This window comes from Collinsella sp. AF36-3AT (assembly GCF_003475205.1).
Taxonomy (GTDB): Bacteria; Actinomycetota; Coriobacteriia; order Coriobacteriales; family Coriobacteriaceae; genus Collinsella; species Collinsella aerofaciens_AF.
This window is the reverse complement of record NZ_QROZ01000010.1, coordinates 55,923-74,221: the sequence shown is the minus strand read 5'-3', so window position 1 is coordinate 74,221 and position 18,299 is coordinate 55,923. Positions and strand designations below refer to the sequence as shown.

The following is an 18,299-nucleotide window of genomic DNA, read 5'->3' as shown; positions in this document are numbered from 1 at the left end:
TTATTTCTCCGTAGCATCAAAACCGTGCAAAGCTCCGCAAACCAAAGCAATGCCAAAAGCGAATTGGAAGGAAAGGTTAATCTCCACAGATGAACCGAGAACCATGCAAAGCAAAAAGGCGTAAATGCCGAAAAGGCTTTTGTTCTGAACCGGTTTTCCGAGAAGAGATGTAAACAAACCTGCGAAATAGACCGTAGTGCCCAAGATTCCACACTGGGTTATAAGGTGAAACAATCCGTTTTGCGCGTTACCGTAGCCAAAAGTGATTCGGTAAATATCGGTAAGGTATCCCCACCCGAAAACAGGCTTCATTGCAACCAGATCAAAAGTGACGGCGTATAGCTGCTCACGTCCAGTCATATTTGGATTCTTATGCAAAACATTGACTACAAAATTCTGAAACTCAGGCATTTGGAATAGATTTGCTTGTCCCCAAATGAGAATATTCAAAACAGCAACAGAGGCTGCAAGAAACAAAGGGTTCGCGATAACAAATCGAGTTTTAGCGGGAACAAACGTCAAAGCAAACATAGCGACCATCATCATGGCACCTGTGCTTGAGCCAGAAAAATACGACATAAAGGCGCCTATGATCACGATCATGCGATTTAAAGTAATCTTATCTCTGTAGCAAACGAGCATAAGACCAGAAAGAAGACAATGCGCGTAGGATACTATGAACTTATTTCCGATTAGGTACACCGTACTGGAATCAGAGCGATTGTAGGGCAAGACAACCATCATTAAATCGTTGAGTAAGATCGCAACAATAAAGATGACGAGCACGCGTTTCAGAACAATCTCGGTGGAAAGGCGACAGCACGCATCAACATAGACGAGAATGACGGCAACGATTCCCATTCCAAACATGAATCCGGAAAAGGACCAAGTCGGACTATGGGTATTAATCCAGGTCGAGTACGCCATAAGCGCAGAGAATGCGCTAAGAAGTATCATGACAATTGGAATGCTCTTACAACAAAGAATGTTCTTTAAGACAAGATACGCAATTAAGCCATAGCGAACCAACGAGTACGCTCCGCCGCCACTGCCATCCGTAGGAGCGAAAAAGAGTAAGGTCGCTAACACGATGTCTATGTCCTTGATGGTGACATCAGCAAGAGTTTTTCGCTTAATGGAAACGGTTGCAGCATCATTACACATAGCGCTTAACCCCGTTTCTAACCTGACGGGCTAGCCAGAATAGGCGGTAAAGATGCATACGCGTGGCAAAGACGCGCGCAATTTCAACTTTTTTGTGCCCACCAAGCGTAACGTAGCTTTGGAAACAATGACGGAATAGGCCCCAATAGGCGCTGTAATCCTCGCCCCATTCTTTTCTCGCTCCCGGGGAGCAAATCATGCACTCAATCATTCCTGCCATTTGTGCGCAGCAATACGAGTTGATGTCCATAGAAAAATCAGGCTTGTTTTTCTCTACCCAAGCTGTCATCTCCCGACAGTTATACATAACATCAAATTGTTTATGGCTGTAGGTTGACTTGCTAATGCTTCCGGTGCGAAACACGTAGTGGTAGAGATACTTCCCTACATGAACGACATCGCTACAGCGGTCGAGCAGTTGCAAAATAATGGCTGCATCCTCGCTTATGCGTCCATAGGGATAGCGGATTTCATCAAACAGCTCACGACGATAAAGCTTATCACACGCAGACACATCAATGATGTTGCCGAGTAAAGCCTCCTTCATAGCGTCTGCGGAAGTAAGCCTCATCACTACGGGTGTAGAAAATTCATTTCTAACAGTGTCTCCCATATGAACATACCTACCACAAGTGACCATAGACACTTCACCATCGACCATTCCGGCCAAAAGTGTTTCGTACATATCGGGCTCGATAAAATCGTCGCTATCAACAAAACCAAGGTATTCACCCTCAGCGATATCGATTCCGGCATTTCTGGCAGAGGACAATCCGCCATTCTGCTTATGTATAACGCAGATGCGGGAATCTCTGTCTGCCCAGGCATCACAAAGCTCACCACTCAAGTCTGTTGATCCATCATCAACAAGAATTATTTGAAGATCGCTGAACGTTTGTCCCACAAGGCTCTCAACGCACCTATTTAGCTCCGCTTCGACGTTATAGACGGGAACAACAACTGTTACAACGGGGCCATTATTGTTTTTATTCATAGTTACTCAACTTCGGCATTGTCGCAGTAGGCAAGAAACTGCTCAAAGCTATTAAATTGTCTCGGGGTTGCCAAAATCGCTTCGCTTTTATCGTAAGTCCCCATGAGGCTCATTTGAAAAACATAGCTGTCGTTAAGTCGATCAGGAGTGGCCCACAAAAAGAAATACTCCCTCATTTCGTCTGCACGAGGATCGCGCCCGAAACGGCGACGAAAACGGACTACGTAGTCTTTCGCCTCTTCCAGCTGAGCTGACACGCGCTTCTCACGGTAGCACTCTAATGAGCAAACCTTCTTTGCTGGAACGCCTGCATAAACAGAGTCGTGTTCAAGCCTTCTACTTACGACGGAGTGTGCACCGACGATCACGTTGTCCTCGATTGTCGTACCGCACAAGATTGTGGCACCCCAACCAATGAAAATGTTGTTACCTATGGTCACATGTTTTTGGTTGCCTAAAACCTCCCCAGTTTTTCCTTTAATTACTCCCCAAGAATAATCATGCGTCAGGATTGTAGATGGGCCCGTAATCTTTACATGGTCACCGATAGTGATCAGATGTGGATTTTGAATATCAACCGTCATTTCTTTGGGGCAGTAAAAAGTCACATCGTCCCCAATGGCAACACCCAATTTTCTCAAGCGGCTAATCAGTAAATCGTTATTGAGGAAAATAGAATTGTATAAATACTTAAGTCCATTAATTAAAGCCATGTTCACGCCTCCAATCTAGAAAACACCATATGAAGCGGCCAAATATAGAACACTCACGGTCCGCCGCCTCAGCAGTTCCACAAAAGCTCTTTGTGTTATGCCGAGTCTCTCGCATGGGTGGCCGCTAATTACCTTCAACATGCAATCATCGCTCGCCATTCTTCGAATGGCATCGCAGGCATCTCGTCGGCTTTTGTCACTAACGCGAGGAACTTCCTGCGAGACGCACGTCTTCATATTGATAAATAGGGGCTTTTCTAATCTCAAAACGCATTCTGTTTCCGAGGGCGAGCCCGTCACGAGTCGAAGAGCGTAGTTGTTGAAGAAAAGACTGGCGTCAAAGCGATCCGGCCTGTACGAGGTGGTGAGAGACGAGGGGCTGGTGCGATACGAATACCCCACACAGCCATCCTTTCTGAAAGTCAAGGACGAGCACCCTTTATTTGCAGTCATCGATGAAGGCGATGAAATCCTCGTATTGCTTAGCGCCCTTCATCCACTTCAAACTCTCCTCACACGTCCCCATCAGCCTCGTCTGCGACTCATGCACGCCGCAGAGATTCTCGGGGTCTGCGAATAGCGGAAAGTACTCGCGAATCTCCTCGGGCTTGGGATCGCGGCCCCTCCTCGCACGGAAGAGCTGCACGTACTCCTTGGCCTCTTCGACCTGAGCTGAGGCTCGCTTTTCCCGGTAGTGTTCCAATGAACAGATTCGCCGAGCGGGCACCCCTCCCCAGACAGAATCACCTTCTATATGACCGCTCACCACGGCATGGGCACCGATAATCACATTGTCCTCGATGGTCGTGCCGCAAAGGATAGTGGCGCCCCACCCGACGAAAACGTTGTTGCCAATGGTGACTGGCTTCTCATTGCCCAGGATCTCACCCGTTTTGCCCTTGACTACGGACCAGCCGTAGTCATGAGTCAGGATAGTAATGGGCCCCGTGAGGTTAACGTGGTCGCCGATTGTCAGAAGGTGCGGGTCGGTGATGTCGACGTGCGTGTCGCCGGGGCAATGGAACGTGACGTCCTCACCAATAGTGACACCGCGTGAACGCAGGTACTTCAAGTACCCCTCGTTGTTCACGAGGAGCTTGTTGTAAACCTTCCTCACCACGTCTCTCAAAGCCATGTTCGCGTCTCCAATCTAGATGACCCCCTTAACCGCAGCCATGTAGAGAACGTTTGCGGCCTGGTGCCTCAGCAACTGCACGAAGGCCTTCTGCTTAAAGCGGAGTCTCTCGCATGGGTAGTCATTAATCACTTTCATCAGGCGTTCGTCGCCCGCCATATTGTGAATGGCGCGGCAGGCGTCGCGGCGGCTCTTACCGCTTACGCGAGGCACTTCCTGCGAGATGCACATCTTTATATTGATAAATAAGGTCTTTTTTAATCTCAAAACGCATTCCGATTCCGAGGGCGAGTCCGCCACGAGTCGAAGAGCGTAGTCGTAGAAAAAAAGACTGGCGTCGAAGCGATCTGGTCTATACGAAGTGGTAAGTGACGAAAGGTTCGTGCGGTACGAATACCCCACGTTGCTCGTCGTCACTACCTTGTTGCTAGTCCTGAGGTACTTGTATTTAAAGACGAAGTCTTCGCTGATTACCTCGCGCTCCGAGGGAAAGCGCAGGATATGTTCGTTTATGTTCCTTGTTGCGAAAATAGACGAACATACCGACATTGGAATCGAATCGGACATCTCGGGGGAGCTGCCGCATACGCGGGGTATAAACCTCTTTGCTAGCTCGTCGCCCTCCCACACGGCGTCCTCGAGTTTGAACTCAAACTGGGGACTTCCTTTATCATCTCTCTTGGTGAAACCGCCCAGAACACAATCCGCCCCGGTGTCCTCAATGGCTCGGGCTAACGTCTCAACCATGTCGGATTCGAGCCAGTCATCCGAGTCCACGAACATTACGTGCGTTGACTCAGGGCACAGGTTGTCAAGCCCCGTGTTGCGCGCGAAACCCAACCCCGCGTTCTCCTTATGCACTGTCCGCACGCAATCGTTCTCAGAGGAGAGTCGATCACACAGTTCGCCCGACCCGTCGGTCGACCCGTCGTCGACGAGCAACACCTCGAAAATTGAATACGACTGTTCAAGAATTGAGCGGACGCACTGCTCGAGGTAGCGCCTAACGTTGTACACGGGCACGATAAGGGTTATGTTCAGCTTTTGATCCACGTTTAAGAAGGCTTCCTAGTCGTATCTCTATACCAATCGAGCGGGCGCACCGGCGTACAGCGCGCCCGACTCGGTAAGGTCGCACGTGACAACAGGGTTCTCCGAGACGAGAGGGCGGCACGCAATCGAGGAACCGCGCTTAACGACCGCATTAGCGCAAAGGCAACAATGCTGACCAATCGAAACCGGCGCGTAGGTTAACTTTGAGCTAACCCCTCTGCAGTCGAATTCGTGGTCGCGGTCGTAAATCTGGACATTAGGACCAAAGAGCGTGTTTGCACCGATGAGGGCGGATTGGACTGCCGTCACGCGGCAGCCCTCGTTCATGTAGACGCCGTCTTCCAGCACTAAAGTTGCGCCTTTAGTGACCTGTACGAAGCACTCGGGGCTCAAATAAACGCCCGCACCGATGCTGAGGGATGCGCCCTCGTCCAATATCACCCGTGCGCCCTTGCCCAGGTACAATGGTTTGTCTGAGGCGATCTTGAACCAATTTCCGGCCACAACGCACATCTTGGCAACCCGTAGGGCGGAAGCGCCCCATTTAAGCGCCTTAGCAATCTTGTTCATCGGTGCTTCCGCTACTTGTAGGGTCGAAGTCGCTGGAAACGCTGACGCGCCAGGCCTTCAACTCATGCGCAATACGCTTGTCGGCAGGCGGAAGTGACATATAGTCCCCGTACATTATCGAGAGATAGCGGTCCGCATCCTCAAAGCCAAAGAACTGTTCGTTTTCGAATTCGTATTCAACCAAGTTGTTAAACAGGCTCGCGGGGAAAACCTCCAGCGACTGGCTGACCGCCCAAGCCAGATTGGCAGCAGTGCCGATAGTTGAAAAGCAACCGTTATCCGTCATCGTTCTTAGCTTGCCGAGAGCCCACTGTTGCAGAGGGGTGTGCCTGGCAAACGCGCCGAAGACGGTTTTGAAGCAGCCAGCAACTCCTGGCTGTCCCGAGCTCCATCTTGATGCTTGGAACAGGTACTTATATCGAGCTGCTGCATCCCAGGCCTTGCTGGCTTCGGCTTCACTTTCGAAAGAAACAATCGGAAAGATATCGATCCACACATATTCGCGGATTCCCTCTGCAATGAATGCAGACTTTACTTCAATGCTGGTATCAACCAGTTTTTCAAAAGGAATCGCAGCAGAAACTTTAGAGTTCAGCTGGCTGGCAAGCTTGACATGTGATAACTCTGCTCCAGCACGTGAACCGAAACTTTTTAGAAATTTCCTATAATCCTCAACAGGCATAACGACATCGATATCGTCATCCCAGGGAATGAACCCCTTGTGCCTAACCGCACCGAGCAGAGTTCCGGAGCCCATTGAGTATCGTAGATTGTTCTCTCGGCAGTAGGAGTCGAAAATGCGAAGGAGACGTAGTTCGGCATCTTTCACCTCTTGCATGGATAAATATTCAGTCGGCATATTACGCCCCTTTAGTCATATATCTATAGCGATCAGAGAGCTGCTTGTAGAGCGACCGCGTGGTGTAACCCGCTTTATCGAGAAACGGAACGTAGTCGACCTTGGCGGTAATTTCCCTTTTGCCGGCGCAGGCTTCCAGCAAATCGGCCCACTCCTTGTCGGAAAGCGAAAGCCCTGCTCGCTGGAGAAGGCCCGTCAGATCGGCCTCCTGGGTAACCGCGTCAGAGCTGAGGATGGGCAGTCCATTTGCCTGGGCCTCAATGAAGGCAATCGGGAGCCCCTCGTGGAAAGAGGGGGCGAGCAGCGCGTCCATGGCGCTGTAGTACCTCCAGATATCGTCAACAGTACCGATGAAAACCGCCGATTCGCCCAGCCCCAATTCAGCCGCCCTCTCCTTCGCAAGGGGAAGTTCCTCGGCTTGGCCGAAGAGCAGAAGGCGGGAATCGGCCTCACTGGAGCGCAGCTGATTGAAGATATCGAGGGCGCGCAGTGTGTTTTTTGCAGGAATACCCGCCCCAACAAACCCTATGACGGTGGCATCGCCCGGGATCCCAAGCCGATGTCTAACGGCAGCCCGGTCAGAGGACGAGAATCGGAATTTATCGGAATCGACCCCGTTGTGCACCAAGGCATAGCCAGCGCCCTGAAAGAGATATTCACCTGCGACCTCGCTGCATGCCCAGCGCTCACTCGCCGACGGGAGAAACCTCTCTATCATGGCCACGTTGACCATATTCTTCAAACGCGAGGTGCTGCCAAGCGCGCTGTTATGGCAGTGCACGATGCGCGAGGGAACTCCGGTCTTTTTGGCCTCAGAGGCGAAGACGAAGCCGAGCGCATTGTTCGTGTGAATCTGAACGATGTCGAAACGGTGCTTCGACAGAAAAGCGCCAAGGCGCTTCGCACCCAGAGTGCCAACCAATAGCGGGCTGTAGCTATCGATTAAAGGACCGAAGAATCGCTCTCCGAACCTGTCCCCTTCGACTCTTCCCACCGACAGCACGCTCTGCTCGATATCGGGAGCCGGGCAATCGAGCATCGTGGAGACGAAGGTCCTCACCCCGCCCCTTCCGGGCCCTAGCTGTTGAATGATGTGCAGGACCCGAATCATCGCGACCGGCCTGCCAGCACGTCCGCAATCCGCTCGCTCGCATGCCCGTCTCCGTAGGGGTTGGAGGCGTTGCTCATGGCCTCGTACTCAGACTCGTCAGAGAGCAGGCGGCTGAACTCACGGTAAATGACGTCCTCCTCGGTGCCCACGAGCTTCAGCGTGCCGGCCGCCACACCCTCGGGACGTTCGGTGGTATCGCGCATGACGAGCACCGGCTTGCCCAGGCTCGGCGCCTCCTCCTGGATGCCGCCCGAGTCGGTGAGGATGAGGTGGCTCGCGGCCATGAAGTTGTGGAAGTCGAGAACCTCGAGCGGGTCGATGATGTGGAGCCTGTCGAAGCCGTCGAGCTCCTCGTGCGCCGCCTTGCGGACGAGTGGGTTCATGTGGATGGGGTAGATCGCCTTGGTGTCGGGGTGCTCCTCCATCACGCGGCGGATGGCGCGGAACATGCGGTGCATGGGCTCGCCCAGGTTCTCGCGGCGGTGCGCCGTGATGAGGATGAGACGGGAGCCCTCCGCCCAGTCGAGCTCGGGGTGCGAGTAGCCCCCGCGCACGGTGGTGCGCAGGGCGTCGATGCCGGTGTTCCCGGTGACCCAGATCTTCGACTCCGGCTTGCCCTCGTCCAGCAGGTTCTTCTTGCTGGCCTCCGTGGGGGCGAAGTAATACTCGCTCACGATGTCGACGGCCTGGCGGTTGAACTCCTCCGGCCAGGGGCTGTAGATGTCGTGCGTGCGCAGGCCGGCCTCCACATGCCCCACGGGGATCTGCAGGTAGAAGCAAGCGAGCGCCGCGGCGAAGCTGGTCGTGGTGTCGCCGTGGACCAGGACCACGTCGGGCGTCTCGTCCTCGAGGACGGCCTTGAGCTTGAGCAGCACGTCGCACGTCACGTCGAACAGCGTCTGGCCCGGCTTCATGATCGCCAGGTCGTGGTCGGGAGTCACATCGAAGACGCGCAGCACCTGGTCGAGCATCTCGCGGTGCTGGCCGGTCACTGTCACGACGGTCTCGAACTCATCCACACGCGCCTTCAGCTCGTTGACGAGCGGGCACATCTTGATTGCCTCCGGGCGGGTGCCGAAGACGAGCATTGCTTTCTTCTTAGTCATTGGCCTTGCTCCTCTTTGACTCCTTGCGGAGAAGCATGTAGAAACGGGTGTTGCCGACCACGTAGCGCTTCACCAGGCGCTTGGGCTCCTGCATCATGCGGAAGAGCCACTCCAGGTTCGCGCGCTGCATCCACATCGGGGCGCGCGGGATGTTGCCGGAGACCACGTCGAACGAACCCCCCACGCCCACGAAAGCGCCCTTGGCGCCCAGCTCGCGGAAACGCTCGATCAGGCGTTCCTTCTTGGGCGAGGTGATGCCCACGAACACGATGTCGGGCTCGGCCTGCTCAACCTCGGCGACCACGGCATCGAACTCGTCTTCGCCGAAGTAGCCGTCACGGTAGCCCGCAAGGACCATATTGGGATACCTCTCGGACAGTACCTCGGCGGTCTTTGCGACCACTTCGGCTTTGGCGCCTAGCAGGTAGACGCTGTGCCCCTCACGCTCGGCCAGCCCACACAGCTCCCACATGAGGTCGATGCCGGCCACGCGCTCGGGCAAGTCCACGCCCAGCTTCTTGGCGGCCATGACCATGGACGCGCCATCGGCGTTTACGATCTCGCAGCGGCGCACGCACGCATCCATCTCGGGATCGTCACGCATCTGAAGCAACTTGTCGGCGTTCACGCCGATCAAATGAGCGAAGCGCCCCTCCTTGATGAGGGCATTGGTCGCCTCGACGGTCTGCTCCATCGTCCAGGGGTCGACGGGGGCGCCCAGGACTTCGACTCGTCCGGGAAGATCAACCGTTGAACCGGTGCCTTCGTAATTCCCTATAGTCTCTTTAGCAAGCGCCATTTCCGCTAGCAACCTCAATCACTGTGAGTAGGATTATTTTGAAATCGAAGAAAATGCCTCGTTTGGCTATATATTCCAGATCGCGTCGGACCATCCCGTCGAATCCAGTCGAGTTACGCTCAGTGACTTGCCACCAGCCGGTGATGCCAGGCTTCACGGCAAGACGCTGCAAGTCGTATTCCGTGTACTCCGACACCTCGTTCGGCAGCGGCGGGCGCGGGCCGACGACGGACATCTGGCCCAGGAACACATTGAGAAACTGCGGGAACTCGTCGATGGAGTGCTTGCGGATGAACTTCCCGATCTTGGTGACGCGGGGGTCCTCCCTCATCTTGAACATGGCGCCGGCGATCTCGTTCTGCTCCTTGAGATCTGCCAGGCGCTCGTCGGCGTCCTTGTACATGGAGCGGAACTTCCACATGCGGAAGGTGGACAGGCTGCCGTCGGGGCGGGTCTGGCCCACGCGGATCTGGCTGTAGAAGGGGTTGCCCTCGCTCTCCAGGCGGATGGCCGCGGCGAGCACAAGGCTGGGTACGGCGATGACGGCCAGCACGCAGCCGCTGAACACGACGTCGAAGGCGCGCTTGATGGTGCGGTAGGCCAGGCGCGAACGATCCCAGTCCAAGATGGACTGCATGGCCTTGTAGCGGCCGGCGCCCTCGCGTCGGCCCATGGCCTGAGCAATGAGCGCTGCCCCCGCAGGCGCATCCGTTGCAAATTGAGTTTTATCCGACACGTTTTCTTCCAAGACTTCGTCCCCGGGTCGGGGATCCTCCCTGTTCTGTGTAGCGATCGCCTGCAACTAGGCGATCGCCTTTTTAAGGTTGCGCATGACGCGCTGCTCGGCCGAAAGCACGGCAAGGCCAACGCGCGTAGTTACGCATCGGCCGCAAAGGTCGAGCTCCAAATAGGCAGTGCTCTTGCGTCTGTTAATGGTTTTGATAAGGCCTTCGTGGCCCAACAGTGGACCTGCCGTCACTATGACCTGGTCACCGTCTTTTAGGGCCTCGCTCATGGGCACTACGCGGTCTCCCCTATGCGTAAAGCCGCCAATAAGCTGGACCTCTTCTTTTGCCAGCGGCACAAACTGACCATCCTGGGATAACACACGGGCAAAGTCGTCCATACGCAGCAGATACTGTTGCACGGTACGGGGATCTGCCGTATCGCAGATAAGATAACCGGGAAAGAGCGGCTTGGTCGTATTGACCCATTCGCCGTGTACTTTGATCTCGGTTTGAAATTGGGGATAAAAGAGCTCCTGCATGGCGCTCGCCGGCACCATGCGCTCGATGCGCTCGCGCATTACGTCTTCGCGACCGTTAATGACCTGGATCACATACCACACGAGCACCACCCCCTTGCTGTCTTACGTGAGGCTCACGGGGTTTGGGTATGGCTTCGCCAGGGCGCTCATGCGCGAAGGCGCTCCATATTCAAACCCTGAGCCCAGTCAGACAAGCACGTGGCTCTGCCCCACCGTGAACGGTATGTATAAAAGCAGCACTGAGGTCACAGGCACGTATCGCAAGAATGCCTACAACCTCAGCTGGCTGCGTGCGAGCCGGTCGAGTGATTTCAAAACTGGACCGCACGCAAACAGCTGAAAGACCGCTACATTTTGGCATGTAAACTACTATTTACTTGCATCTCGGAAATAGCCCAATGCAAGTAAATGAAGTCACATGACATCTTTATTGGAGCTCGTGGTGTTTCTGGCACCGCCGTTACGGCCGGATGCTGATCGACCCTGCGCTTTGTGACTTGCTGAAGCCGTGAGCACAGTTGAACCCATGTAACGATTGATATCCTAGCACAAGCTGTTAGTGAAACTGATTTGGGCTGCGTTGGACAACATATCGTTCATTTGACGTGCTAAAGGGGGTTGTTTTGGGAAGTTGTTCACGTTGGCGCAGGTTATTGGGGTGCCGGCGGCGGTTAGGGACGTTCCTGTGACCCACATGGAGCAGCGAGCTGCACTGGTAATTGAGTTTGGCTAACAAACTATGTACAGATATGGGAAATAAATTGTGCAACTTTTTGTTGGTGTTGGTGTGGGTTTGCGGCACGAGGTGTTTTGGCATGAAAAAGGCCTTCGGTATTCCGAAGGCCTTTGGATTCACGATGGTGGAGACGAGGGGGATCGAACCCCTGACCTCTTGACTGCCAGTCAAGCGCTCTCCCAGCTGAGCTACGCCCCCGTGACGAGGAGATACTATAGGGGAAGTTGACGCGGCGTGCAAGGACTTTTTTGAGTCAGACTTTAAATGCCTATTGATATAGGAAAGCGATGGCGGTGCCGGTGTGGACTTGGATCGTGGCTGTTGACCTGACGACGTTGCTGATGCCCGTGTCGGCCAACAGGCCCAGGGGGCTGTGGTCTAGCTCCCATTCTAGGCCGTGTTCGCTTACCTTGGTGTTGGGGGCAATTGCGATGATGGAGAACGTCTTGCCCTCGGCGCCTTCGATGGTCCACGACTCGCCTGCGCGAAGGATGCGGGAAACCACCTTGTCCTCGGCAATCCAGACTGGGGCGTCATCATAGCCTGCAAGCAAGCCCAGCACGGATAGGGCCATATCCGGGCGGCCGCCCGTGGCGCAGGTCGCAACCACTTCGGCACCCGGCCAGCGGCGTCGGACGGAATCGAGCGCCAGCGCCAGATCGGTATAGTCCTTGTACGGGTCGTGGCGCTCTACCTCAAAATCGCTGGCAGCATCGACCAGCGCGCGACCTGCATCGCTCACCGTGTCGGCATCCCCCACATACACGTCGCAGTCCAGTCCCGCGCCCAACAGCGCATCGAGCCCGCGGTCCACGGCGACAACGTGATCGCACTCCCCTGCTAGCCTACGCAACAGATCCGCACTCGCCACCACGGGCGAGCCGCAGACCACTAATACCTTGCAAGCCACGGGCCTCACCTAGCCCTCAAACGAAAGCACACGGTCAAGATCCAGCTCTTCATAGCTGTCGATAAAGATGTCGCAGTTGGCACGCACCTCGTCGCGCTCCATACGGCCGTGCGGGTCATAAATGCCCACGCGCTTAAAGCCGGCGGTGCCAGAGCTCTTAAGGCCAAAGACGGCGTCCTCAAACACCCATGCGCGGTCAAACTTATGCCCATGGCGCTCCTCCAGACGGCGCAGCGCCAACTCGTATACGTCGGGGAACTGTTTGGAGCGTCCTGCCTCACCCGTCGTGGTAACAAACTCCATGTAGGCATCGAGCCCGGCGCCCGCAAGCGCAGACTTAACCAGCTCGGCTGGCGTAGACGTGGCAACGCACATGGCAATGCCCGCCGCCTTCGCCTGCTCCAAAAATGCCAAGAGCCCCTCGCGCGGTGGCACCTTGGAGTAGCCATCGATCAGGATGTCGCTCAGCTCGCGATACAGCTTCTCGCCATTCGCTCCAATGCCCCAGGTGTCGTGGTAGGCCTGGCACTCGTCCTCGAGCGACAAATGCTCAAATTGGGCAAAATCGTCGACCGTTACGTCAACTCCGTGGCGGTGCAATAACTCGGGCTGAGCATAGGCCCAAACGGGGGTGCTATTAACCAGTGTTCCGTCGCAATCGAAAATAAAAGCGACATTGGGAGCAGCGGTCTGGGACATAAATGTACCTTTCGATGTCAAATGGTAAACATCCTGCTAAAAACGTTTTACCAAACGTCAGACTAACAATCTTGAAACCCTAATTGGTAAAACTGTCAAGAGTTTTACCATCGCAATTCTGCCAGTGGTCTAAACATGGCGCTCGCCGATTAAACACCGCCGCAAATCCACTTTTCTCCATAAAAGTAACGAACAGGTGTTATCGTATTTCGTGCCGAAAGTTCCACCGAGCACGCGAGGTGGAACGAATCATAGAACTATCGCCGTCCCTTCGATTCGTGCAGCCTTGGACCTTTCGCATCTAGTCACCAAGGCAACACGCTGCCGCGTCATGATGGGATCAAACGTGAGCGATACAAAGCTAAAGCCAACGGCTAAAAAGCCCGCAACCCGTAAAGCCGCCCCGCACGCACCGGAGCTCACCAAGGACGATGTCTATCTATTTGGCATCGGCACGTGGGAGCGCAGCTGGGAAAAGATGGGCGCGCACCCCGACACGCAGAACCGTACGCGCGGCTGGCGCTTTTGCGTTTGGGCGCCCGATGTAAAGAGCGTGCATGTCATTGGCGAATTTAACGACTGGGATGAAGAAGCCAACCCGCTGGTGCCCGTGCATACGAGCGCTATTTGGGAAGGCTTTATTCCTGGCGCAGAACAAGGCCAGCTCTATAAATATTTAATCGAGACCAACGAGGGCGAAAAACTGTACAAGGCCGATCCGTACGCCTTCAAGGCCGAGTGCCCTCCGGGTACCGCTAGCGTGCTGTGGACCCTCGATGGCTACAAATGGAACGACGCCGCATGGCTCAAGCGCCGCGTCGGCCACAACCACATGTCGCAGCCCCTTAACATCTACGAGGTGCATATTGGCTCGTGGAAGCGCCACGGCGACGCGCCGCAGGGCGAGCCGGACGAGTATGGCAACTATCCCGGCCCCATGGATCCCTTCCCCGCGCAGCGCGGCGAGTTTTACACCTACGACGACCTGTCGGTGGAGCTCGTGGACTACGTGCGCGACATGGGCTATACGCATATCGAGGTCATGCCGCTCATGGAGCATCCCTTCGATGGCTCCTGGGGCTACCAGACGACCGGCTATTATGCCGCCACTTCGCGCTATGGCGACCCGCAGCAACTCATGCACTTTATCGATGCATGCCACGAGGCGGGCATTGGCGTGATCATGGACTGGGTGCCCGGCGGTTTTTGCGCCGACTCCCACGGTCTTGCCACCTTTAACGGCCACATGCTGTTTGAGCACGAGATTCACCCCAACTGGGGCACGCACAAGTTTGACTTCGCCCGCGGCGAGGTCCGCTCCTTTCTGGTCTCCAACGTGCTGTACTGGCTCGAGAACTTCCACGTTGACGGCATCCGCATGGATGGCGTGTCCAGCATGCTGTACCTCAACTTTGGCATCGACGATCCGGGCCAAAAGAAGTTCAACAAGTACGGAACCGAGGAGGACCTGGATGCCAGCGCGTTTATCCGCCAGGTCAACTGCGCCGTGGAGGCCCACTTCCCTGACGTGATGATGATGGCCGAGGAGTCCACCGCGTGGCCGCTCGTGACCTACCCGCCGCAGGACGGCGGTCTGGGCTTCCACTACAAGTGGGACATGGGCTGGATGAACGATACCCTGCACTACATGCAGACCGATTTTCCGTGGCGCCCCGGCAACCACGGGCTGCTCACGTTCTCCATCATGTACGCCTTTACCGAGAACTTTATTTGCCCGCTGAGCCACGATGAGGTCGTGCACGGCAAGTGCTCGCTGATCGGCCGCATGCCGGGCGACTGGTGGCGCCAGTTTGCCGGCCTGCGCACGCTCGCCTTCTACCAGATGACGCACCCCGGTGCCAAGCTCAACTTTATGGGCAACGAGATCGGCCAGTTTATTGAGTGGCGCTATTACGAGTCCATCCAGTGGTTCCTGACCGAGGAGTACGAGACCCACCGTCATCATCAGGCGTTTATCAAGGCGCTCAACCACCTGTACACCGCCGAGCCCGCCCTGTACGAGCGCGGCTACACCGACGACGGATTTACCTGGATCGATGCGGATAACTCCAAGCAGTCCATCGTGAGCTTTGTGCGTCAGGGCGAGGACGTCGATGACGACCTGGTGATCCTGATTAACTTTGACCCGGCGAGCTATGAGAGCTTCCGCGTGGGCGTGCCGCGCGAGGGTGACTGGGAGGTCATCTTCGATTCTGACCGTCCTGAGTTTGGCGGCAGCGGCTATGCCGGCAAGGAGCCCTACACCTGCTCGAGCGAGCCCTATCCCTGGAACGGGCAGATGGACTCCATTGAGATTAAGGTACCCGGTCTGGCAGGTGTGGTGCTTAAGCGCCGCGGTCCCAGCAGCTATAAGCCGCCCGTGGTCGAGGAGCCGAAGAAGGCTACGCGTAAGCGCACGTCCTCGGTGAAGCCCAAGACTGCTGCGGTCAAGAAGGCACCGGCTAAGGCGAAGACTACGACGACCAAGGCGAAGGCTGCCGCGAAGCCCGCCGCCAAGGCCACTACGGCCAAGAAACCGGCTGCCAAAAAGGCCGCTACCAAGACCAAGTCTGCTTCTGTTAAGCCGTCTGCCAAGGATGCGTAACAAAACCGTTACAGCTGTAATTACCCGCCCCGACGAGGCGTAGGATACAAGTCATAACCGTTCCGGGAGAAACATCCCCGGGGGAAAGGAACGTATGAATAAGATCTTCGACAACAAGCAGGAGTTTACCGAGCTCTATCGCGATGCCGTCATGAGCATCAGCGGCAAGAGCGTCGAGGCCGCCAGCGACCTCGACCGCTTTAACGCCCTGGCCAAGCTCGTGGCCGAGAAGGCCCGCACCGTTGCCACCAAGAGTGACGCCCGCGTCGCCGCCGAGGGCAAGAAGCGCGTGTACTACTTCTCGATCGAGTTTTTGATCGGCCGACTGCTCGACAACTACCTGCTCAACTTTGGCGTGCGCGACATGGTCGCCGAGGCGCTCGACGACATGGGCTTTGACCTGTCCGTCATCGAGAACCAGGAGCCCGATCCGGCCCTGGGCAACGGTGGCCTGGGTCGTCTGGCCGCGTGCTTCTTGGATTCCATGGCAGCCGAGGGCATTGCCGGCTACGGCAACGGCATGCGCTACCGCTACGGCCTGTTTAAGCAGGAGATCGTCAACGGCAGCCAGGTCGAGGCCACCGACGAGTGGCTCACCCACGGCTATCCTTGGGAAGTCCGTCGTCAGGACAAGGCCGTGACCATTAAGTTTGGCGGCCGCGTCGAGGGCTTTGAGGAGAACGGCCGCACGTTCTACCGCACGGTAGACACGCAGGACATCCTGGCCGTCCCTTATGACATCCCCGTCGTGGGCTATGCCGGCGAGACCGTCAATAAACTGCGCGTCTGGGCCGCCGAGCCGGTCGAGGAGCACTTTGATCTGGAGGCCTTCAACCGCGGCGACTATGCCCAGGCCGATGCCGAGCGCGCTGAGGCCGAGGCCATCAGCGCCATCCTCTACCCCAACGACGCCGGCGAGCACGGCCGTCTGCTGCGCCTGAAGCAGGAGTACCTGTTTGTTTCGGCCGGTATCTACAGCCTGCTCGACACCTTTGAGAAGGAGCACGGCGCGAACTGGGAGCTGCTGCCGCAGTTTGTAGCCATCCACACCAACGATACCCACCCCGCCATGTGCGGCCCCGAGCTCATGCGTATCCTCATCGACGAGAAGAAGCTCGAGTGGGATGACGCCTGGAACATCGTGACGCAGGTCGTGAGCTACACCAACCACACCATCCTGCCCGAGGCCCTGGAGAAGTGGCCCATCGGCACGTTCTCCAAGCTCCTCCCCCGCGTGTACCAGATCATCGACGAGATCAGCCGTCGTTGGCACGAGTCTTTCGACACCACGCAGGAGGGCTGGCAGGAGCGTCTGCGCCAGACCGCCATCCTGTGGGACGGCGAGATTCGCATGGCCAACCTGTCTGTGATCTGCAGCCACAGCGTCAACGGCGTGGCCAAGATCCATTCCGACATCATCAAGAACATCGTGCTCAAGGACTTCTATGCCCTGACGCCCGAGAAGTTCAACAACAAGACCAACGGCATCTCGCACCGTCGCTTCTTTGCCGAGGCCAACCCCACCTACGCCAGGCTCGTGACCGAGGCCATTGGCGATGGCTGGCTCAAAGACGCCTTTGAGCTTGAGAAACTCAGGGAGTTTAAGGACGACACCGAGTTCCTGAAGGCCGTGGGTGCCTCCAAGCGCGCCAACAAGGAGCGTCTGGCCGCCTACGTCAAGGCTGAGACCGGTCTGGTTATCGACCCCAACACCGTCTTCGATGTCCAGGTAAAGCGCTTCCACGCCTATAAGCGCCAGCTCATGAACATCATGAAGGTGATGGACATCTACAACCGTCGCATCGCCGATCCTAACTTCCACGTGACGCCGACGACCTTCATCTTTAGCGGCAAGGCTGCCTCGAGCTACACCTTTGCCAAGGAGACCATCCGCCTCATTAACTCCGTGGCCGACGTCATCAACAACGATGCCCGCGTCAACGAGGTCATGAAGGTCTGCTTTATCCCCAACTTCCGTGTGAGCAACGCTCAGCTCATCTACCCGGCCGCCGAGATCTCGGAGCAGATCTCCACGGCCGGCAAGGAGGCCTCGGGCACGTCCAACATGAAGCTCATGATGAACGGCGCCATTACGCTGGGCACCCTCGACGGCGCCAACATCGAGATCGCCGACCTGGCCGGCCGCGAGAACGAGGCCATCTTTGGCCTGACCGCTCCCGAGGTCGAGCAGCTCTGGGCATCCAACAGCTACTTTGCGTGGGATACCCTCAACGGCGACCGCGAGCGTCTGGGCCGCGTGATGGACGAGCTCAAGGACAACACCTTTGCGGGTCTTTCGGGCAACTTCGAGAGCATCTACAACGAGCTCATGAACAACAACGACCCCGACCTGGTCATGGCCGACTTCCGCAGCTACGTTGATGCATGGGAGAACCTCACGGGCAGCTACGGCGACCAGGAGACCTGGAACCGCAAGGCCCTGCTCAACACCGCCTCGAGTGGCTGGTTCTCGTCCGACCGCACCATTCGCGAGTATCGCGACGAGATCTGGCACGCATAAAGCGCGCGAGCTCCCTTTGCCGCACGGCATTACTCGACGGGCGTGACAGTGCGCCGC

16 protein-coding genes and 1 tRNA gene are annotated in these 18,299 nt (G+C 56.2%); 2 read left to right on the top strand and 15 right to left on the bottom strand.

The genetic code is table 11. The features are described 5' to 3' along the window. From DW003_RS08730 to DW003_RS08660, 15 genes are all read right to left on the bottom strand, one after another. The gene (locus DW003_RS08730; RefSeq protein ID WP_089571863.1) at positions 1–1,164 is read right to left on the bottom strand and encodes an O-antigen ligase; all 1,164 of its coding nucleotides are present in this window, start codon (positions 1,162–1,164) and stop codon (positions 1–3) included. Beyond that, entirely contained in the window at positions 1,157–2,158 is a 1,002-nt protein-coding gene (locus tag DW003_RS08725) for a glycosyltransferase family 2 protein (protein ID WP_118388656.1), read from the bottom strand. Before DW003_RS08725 ends, DW003_RS08730 begins: the two co-directional genes overlap by 8 nt. A 2-nt stretch (positions 2,159–2,160) precedes the next feature. Further along, positions 2,161–2,871 (bottom strand): acyltransferase, encoded by a 711-nt coding sequence (locus DW003_RS08720; protein ID WP_199665673.1) that lies wholly within the window; start codon positions 2,869–2,871, stop codon positions 2,161–2,163. A 439-nt stretch (positions 2,872–3,310) separates the two neighbouring features. Continuing rightward, the gene (locus DW003_RS08715; protein ID WP_118388654.1) at positions 3,311–4,006 is read right to left on the bottom strand and encodes a DapH/DapD/GlmU-related protein; all 696 of its coding nucleotides are present in this window, start codon (positions 4,004–4,006) and stop codon (positions 3,311–3,313) included. Positions 4,007–4,021: 15 nt separating this feature from the next. Then, positions 4,022–5,059, bottom strand: a complete 1,038-nt coding sequence (locus DW003_RS08710) for a glycosyltransferase family 2 protein (protein ID WP_118388652.1) — start codon at positions 5,057–5,059, stop codon at positions 4,022–4,024. A 27-nt stretch (positions 5,060–5,086) separates the two neighbouring features. Beyond that, the gene (locus DW003_RS08705) at positions 5,087–5,629 is read right to left on the bottom strand and encodes a hypothetical protein (protein ID WP_118388650.1); all 543 of its coding nucleotides are present in this window, start codon (positions 5,627–5,629) and stop codon (positions 5,087–5,089) included. Next, on the bottom strand, positions 5,613–6,488 hold the full coding sequence (locus DW003_RS08700) for a phosphorylcholine transferase LicD (protein ID WP_118388648.1): 876 nt from the start codon (positions 6,486–6,488) through the stop codon (positions 5,613–5,615). The genes DW003_RS08705 and DW003_RS08700 overlap by 17 nt, the downstream gene beginning before the upstream one ends. A 1-nt stretch (position 6,489) precedes the next feature. Then, complete coding sequence (locus DW003_RS08695) at positions 6,490–7,548, bottom strand: glycosyltransferase (RefSeq protein ID WP_158573221.1); 1,059 nt, start codon at positions 7,546–7,548, stop codon at positions 6,490–6,492. A gap of 47 nt (positions 7,549–7,595) precedes the next feature. After that, positions 7,596–8,705 (bottom strand): non-hydrolyzing UDP-N-acetylglucosamine 2-epimerase, encoded by a 1,110-nt coding sequence (gene wecB, locus DW003_RS08690; RefSeq protein ID WP_187361920.1) that lies wholly within the window; start codon positions 8,703–8,705, stop codon positions 7,596–7,598. After that, positions 8,698–9,504, bottom strand: a complete 807-nt coding sequence (locus DW003_RS08685) for a WecB/TagA/CpsF family glycosyltransferase (RefSeq protein WP_118388644.1) — start codon at positions 9,502–9,504, stop codon at positions 8,698–8,700. Before DW003_RS08685 ends, wecB begins: the two co-directional genes overlap by 8 nt. Then, positions 9,491–10,240 carry a sugar transferase gene (locus DW003_RS08680; RefSeq protein ID WP_233545559.1) on the bottom strand — a complete coding sequence of 250 codons (750 nt, stop codon included), beginning with the start codon at positions 10,238–10,240 and terminating at the stop codon, positions 9,491–9,493. The genes DW003_RS08685 and DW003_RS08680 overlap by 14 nt, the downstream gene beginning before the upstream one ends. A gap of 66 nt (positions 10,241–10,306) precedes the next feature. Beyond that, positions 10,307–10,858 (bottom strand): antiterminator LoaP, encoded by a 552-nt coding sequence (gene loaP, locus DW003_RS08675; RefSeq protein ID WP_233545558.1) that lies wholly within the window; start codon positions 10,856–10,858, stop codon positions 10,307–10,309. Between the two features lie 771 nt (positions 10,859–11,629). Next, positions 11,630–11,705 (bottom strand) — tRNA-Ala (locus tag DW003_RS08670). Positions 11,706–11,775: 70 nt separating this feature from the next. Next, complete coding sequence (locus DW003_RS08665; RefSeq protein ID WP_233545557.1) at positions 11,776–12,417, bottom strand: thiamine diphosphokinase; 642 nt, start codon at positions 12,415–12,417, stop codon at positions 11,776–11,778. 9 nt (positions 12,418–12,426) lie between these two features. Next, complete coding sequence (locus DW003_RS08660) at positions 12,427–13,116, bottom strand: HAD family phosphatase (protein WP_118388638.1); 690 nt, start codon at positions 13,114–13,116, stop codon at positions 12,427–12,429. A 331-nt stretch (positions 13,117–13,447) separates the two neighbouring features. On the opposite strand from DW003_RS08660, the gene glgB reads away from it, so the two are divergent. Next, on the top strand, positions 13,448–15,721 hold the full coding sequence (gene glgB, locus DW003_RS08655) for a 1,4-alpha-glucan branching protein GlgB (RefSeq protein WP_118388636.1): 2,274 nt from the start codon (positions 13,448–13,450) through the stop codon (positions 15,719–15,721). A 94-nt stretch (positions 15,722–15,815) separates the two neighbouring features. Continuing rightward, complete coding sequence (locus DW003_RS08650; RefSeq protein ID WP_118388634.1) at positions 15,816–18,242, top strand: glycogen/starch/alpha-glucan phosphorylase; 2,427 nt, start codon at positions 15,816–15,818, stop codon at positions 18,240–18,242. Positions 18,243–18,299: the final 57 nt, after the last annotated feature.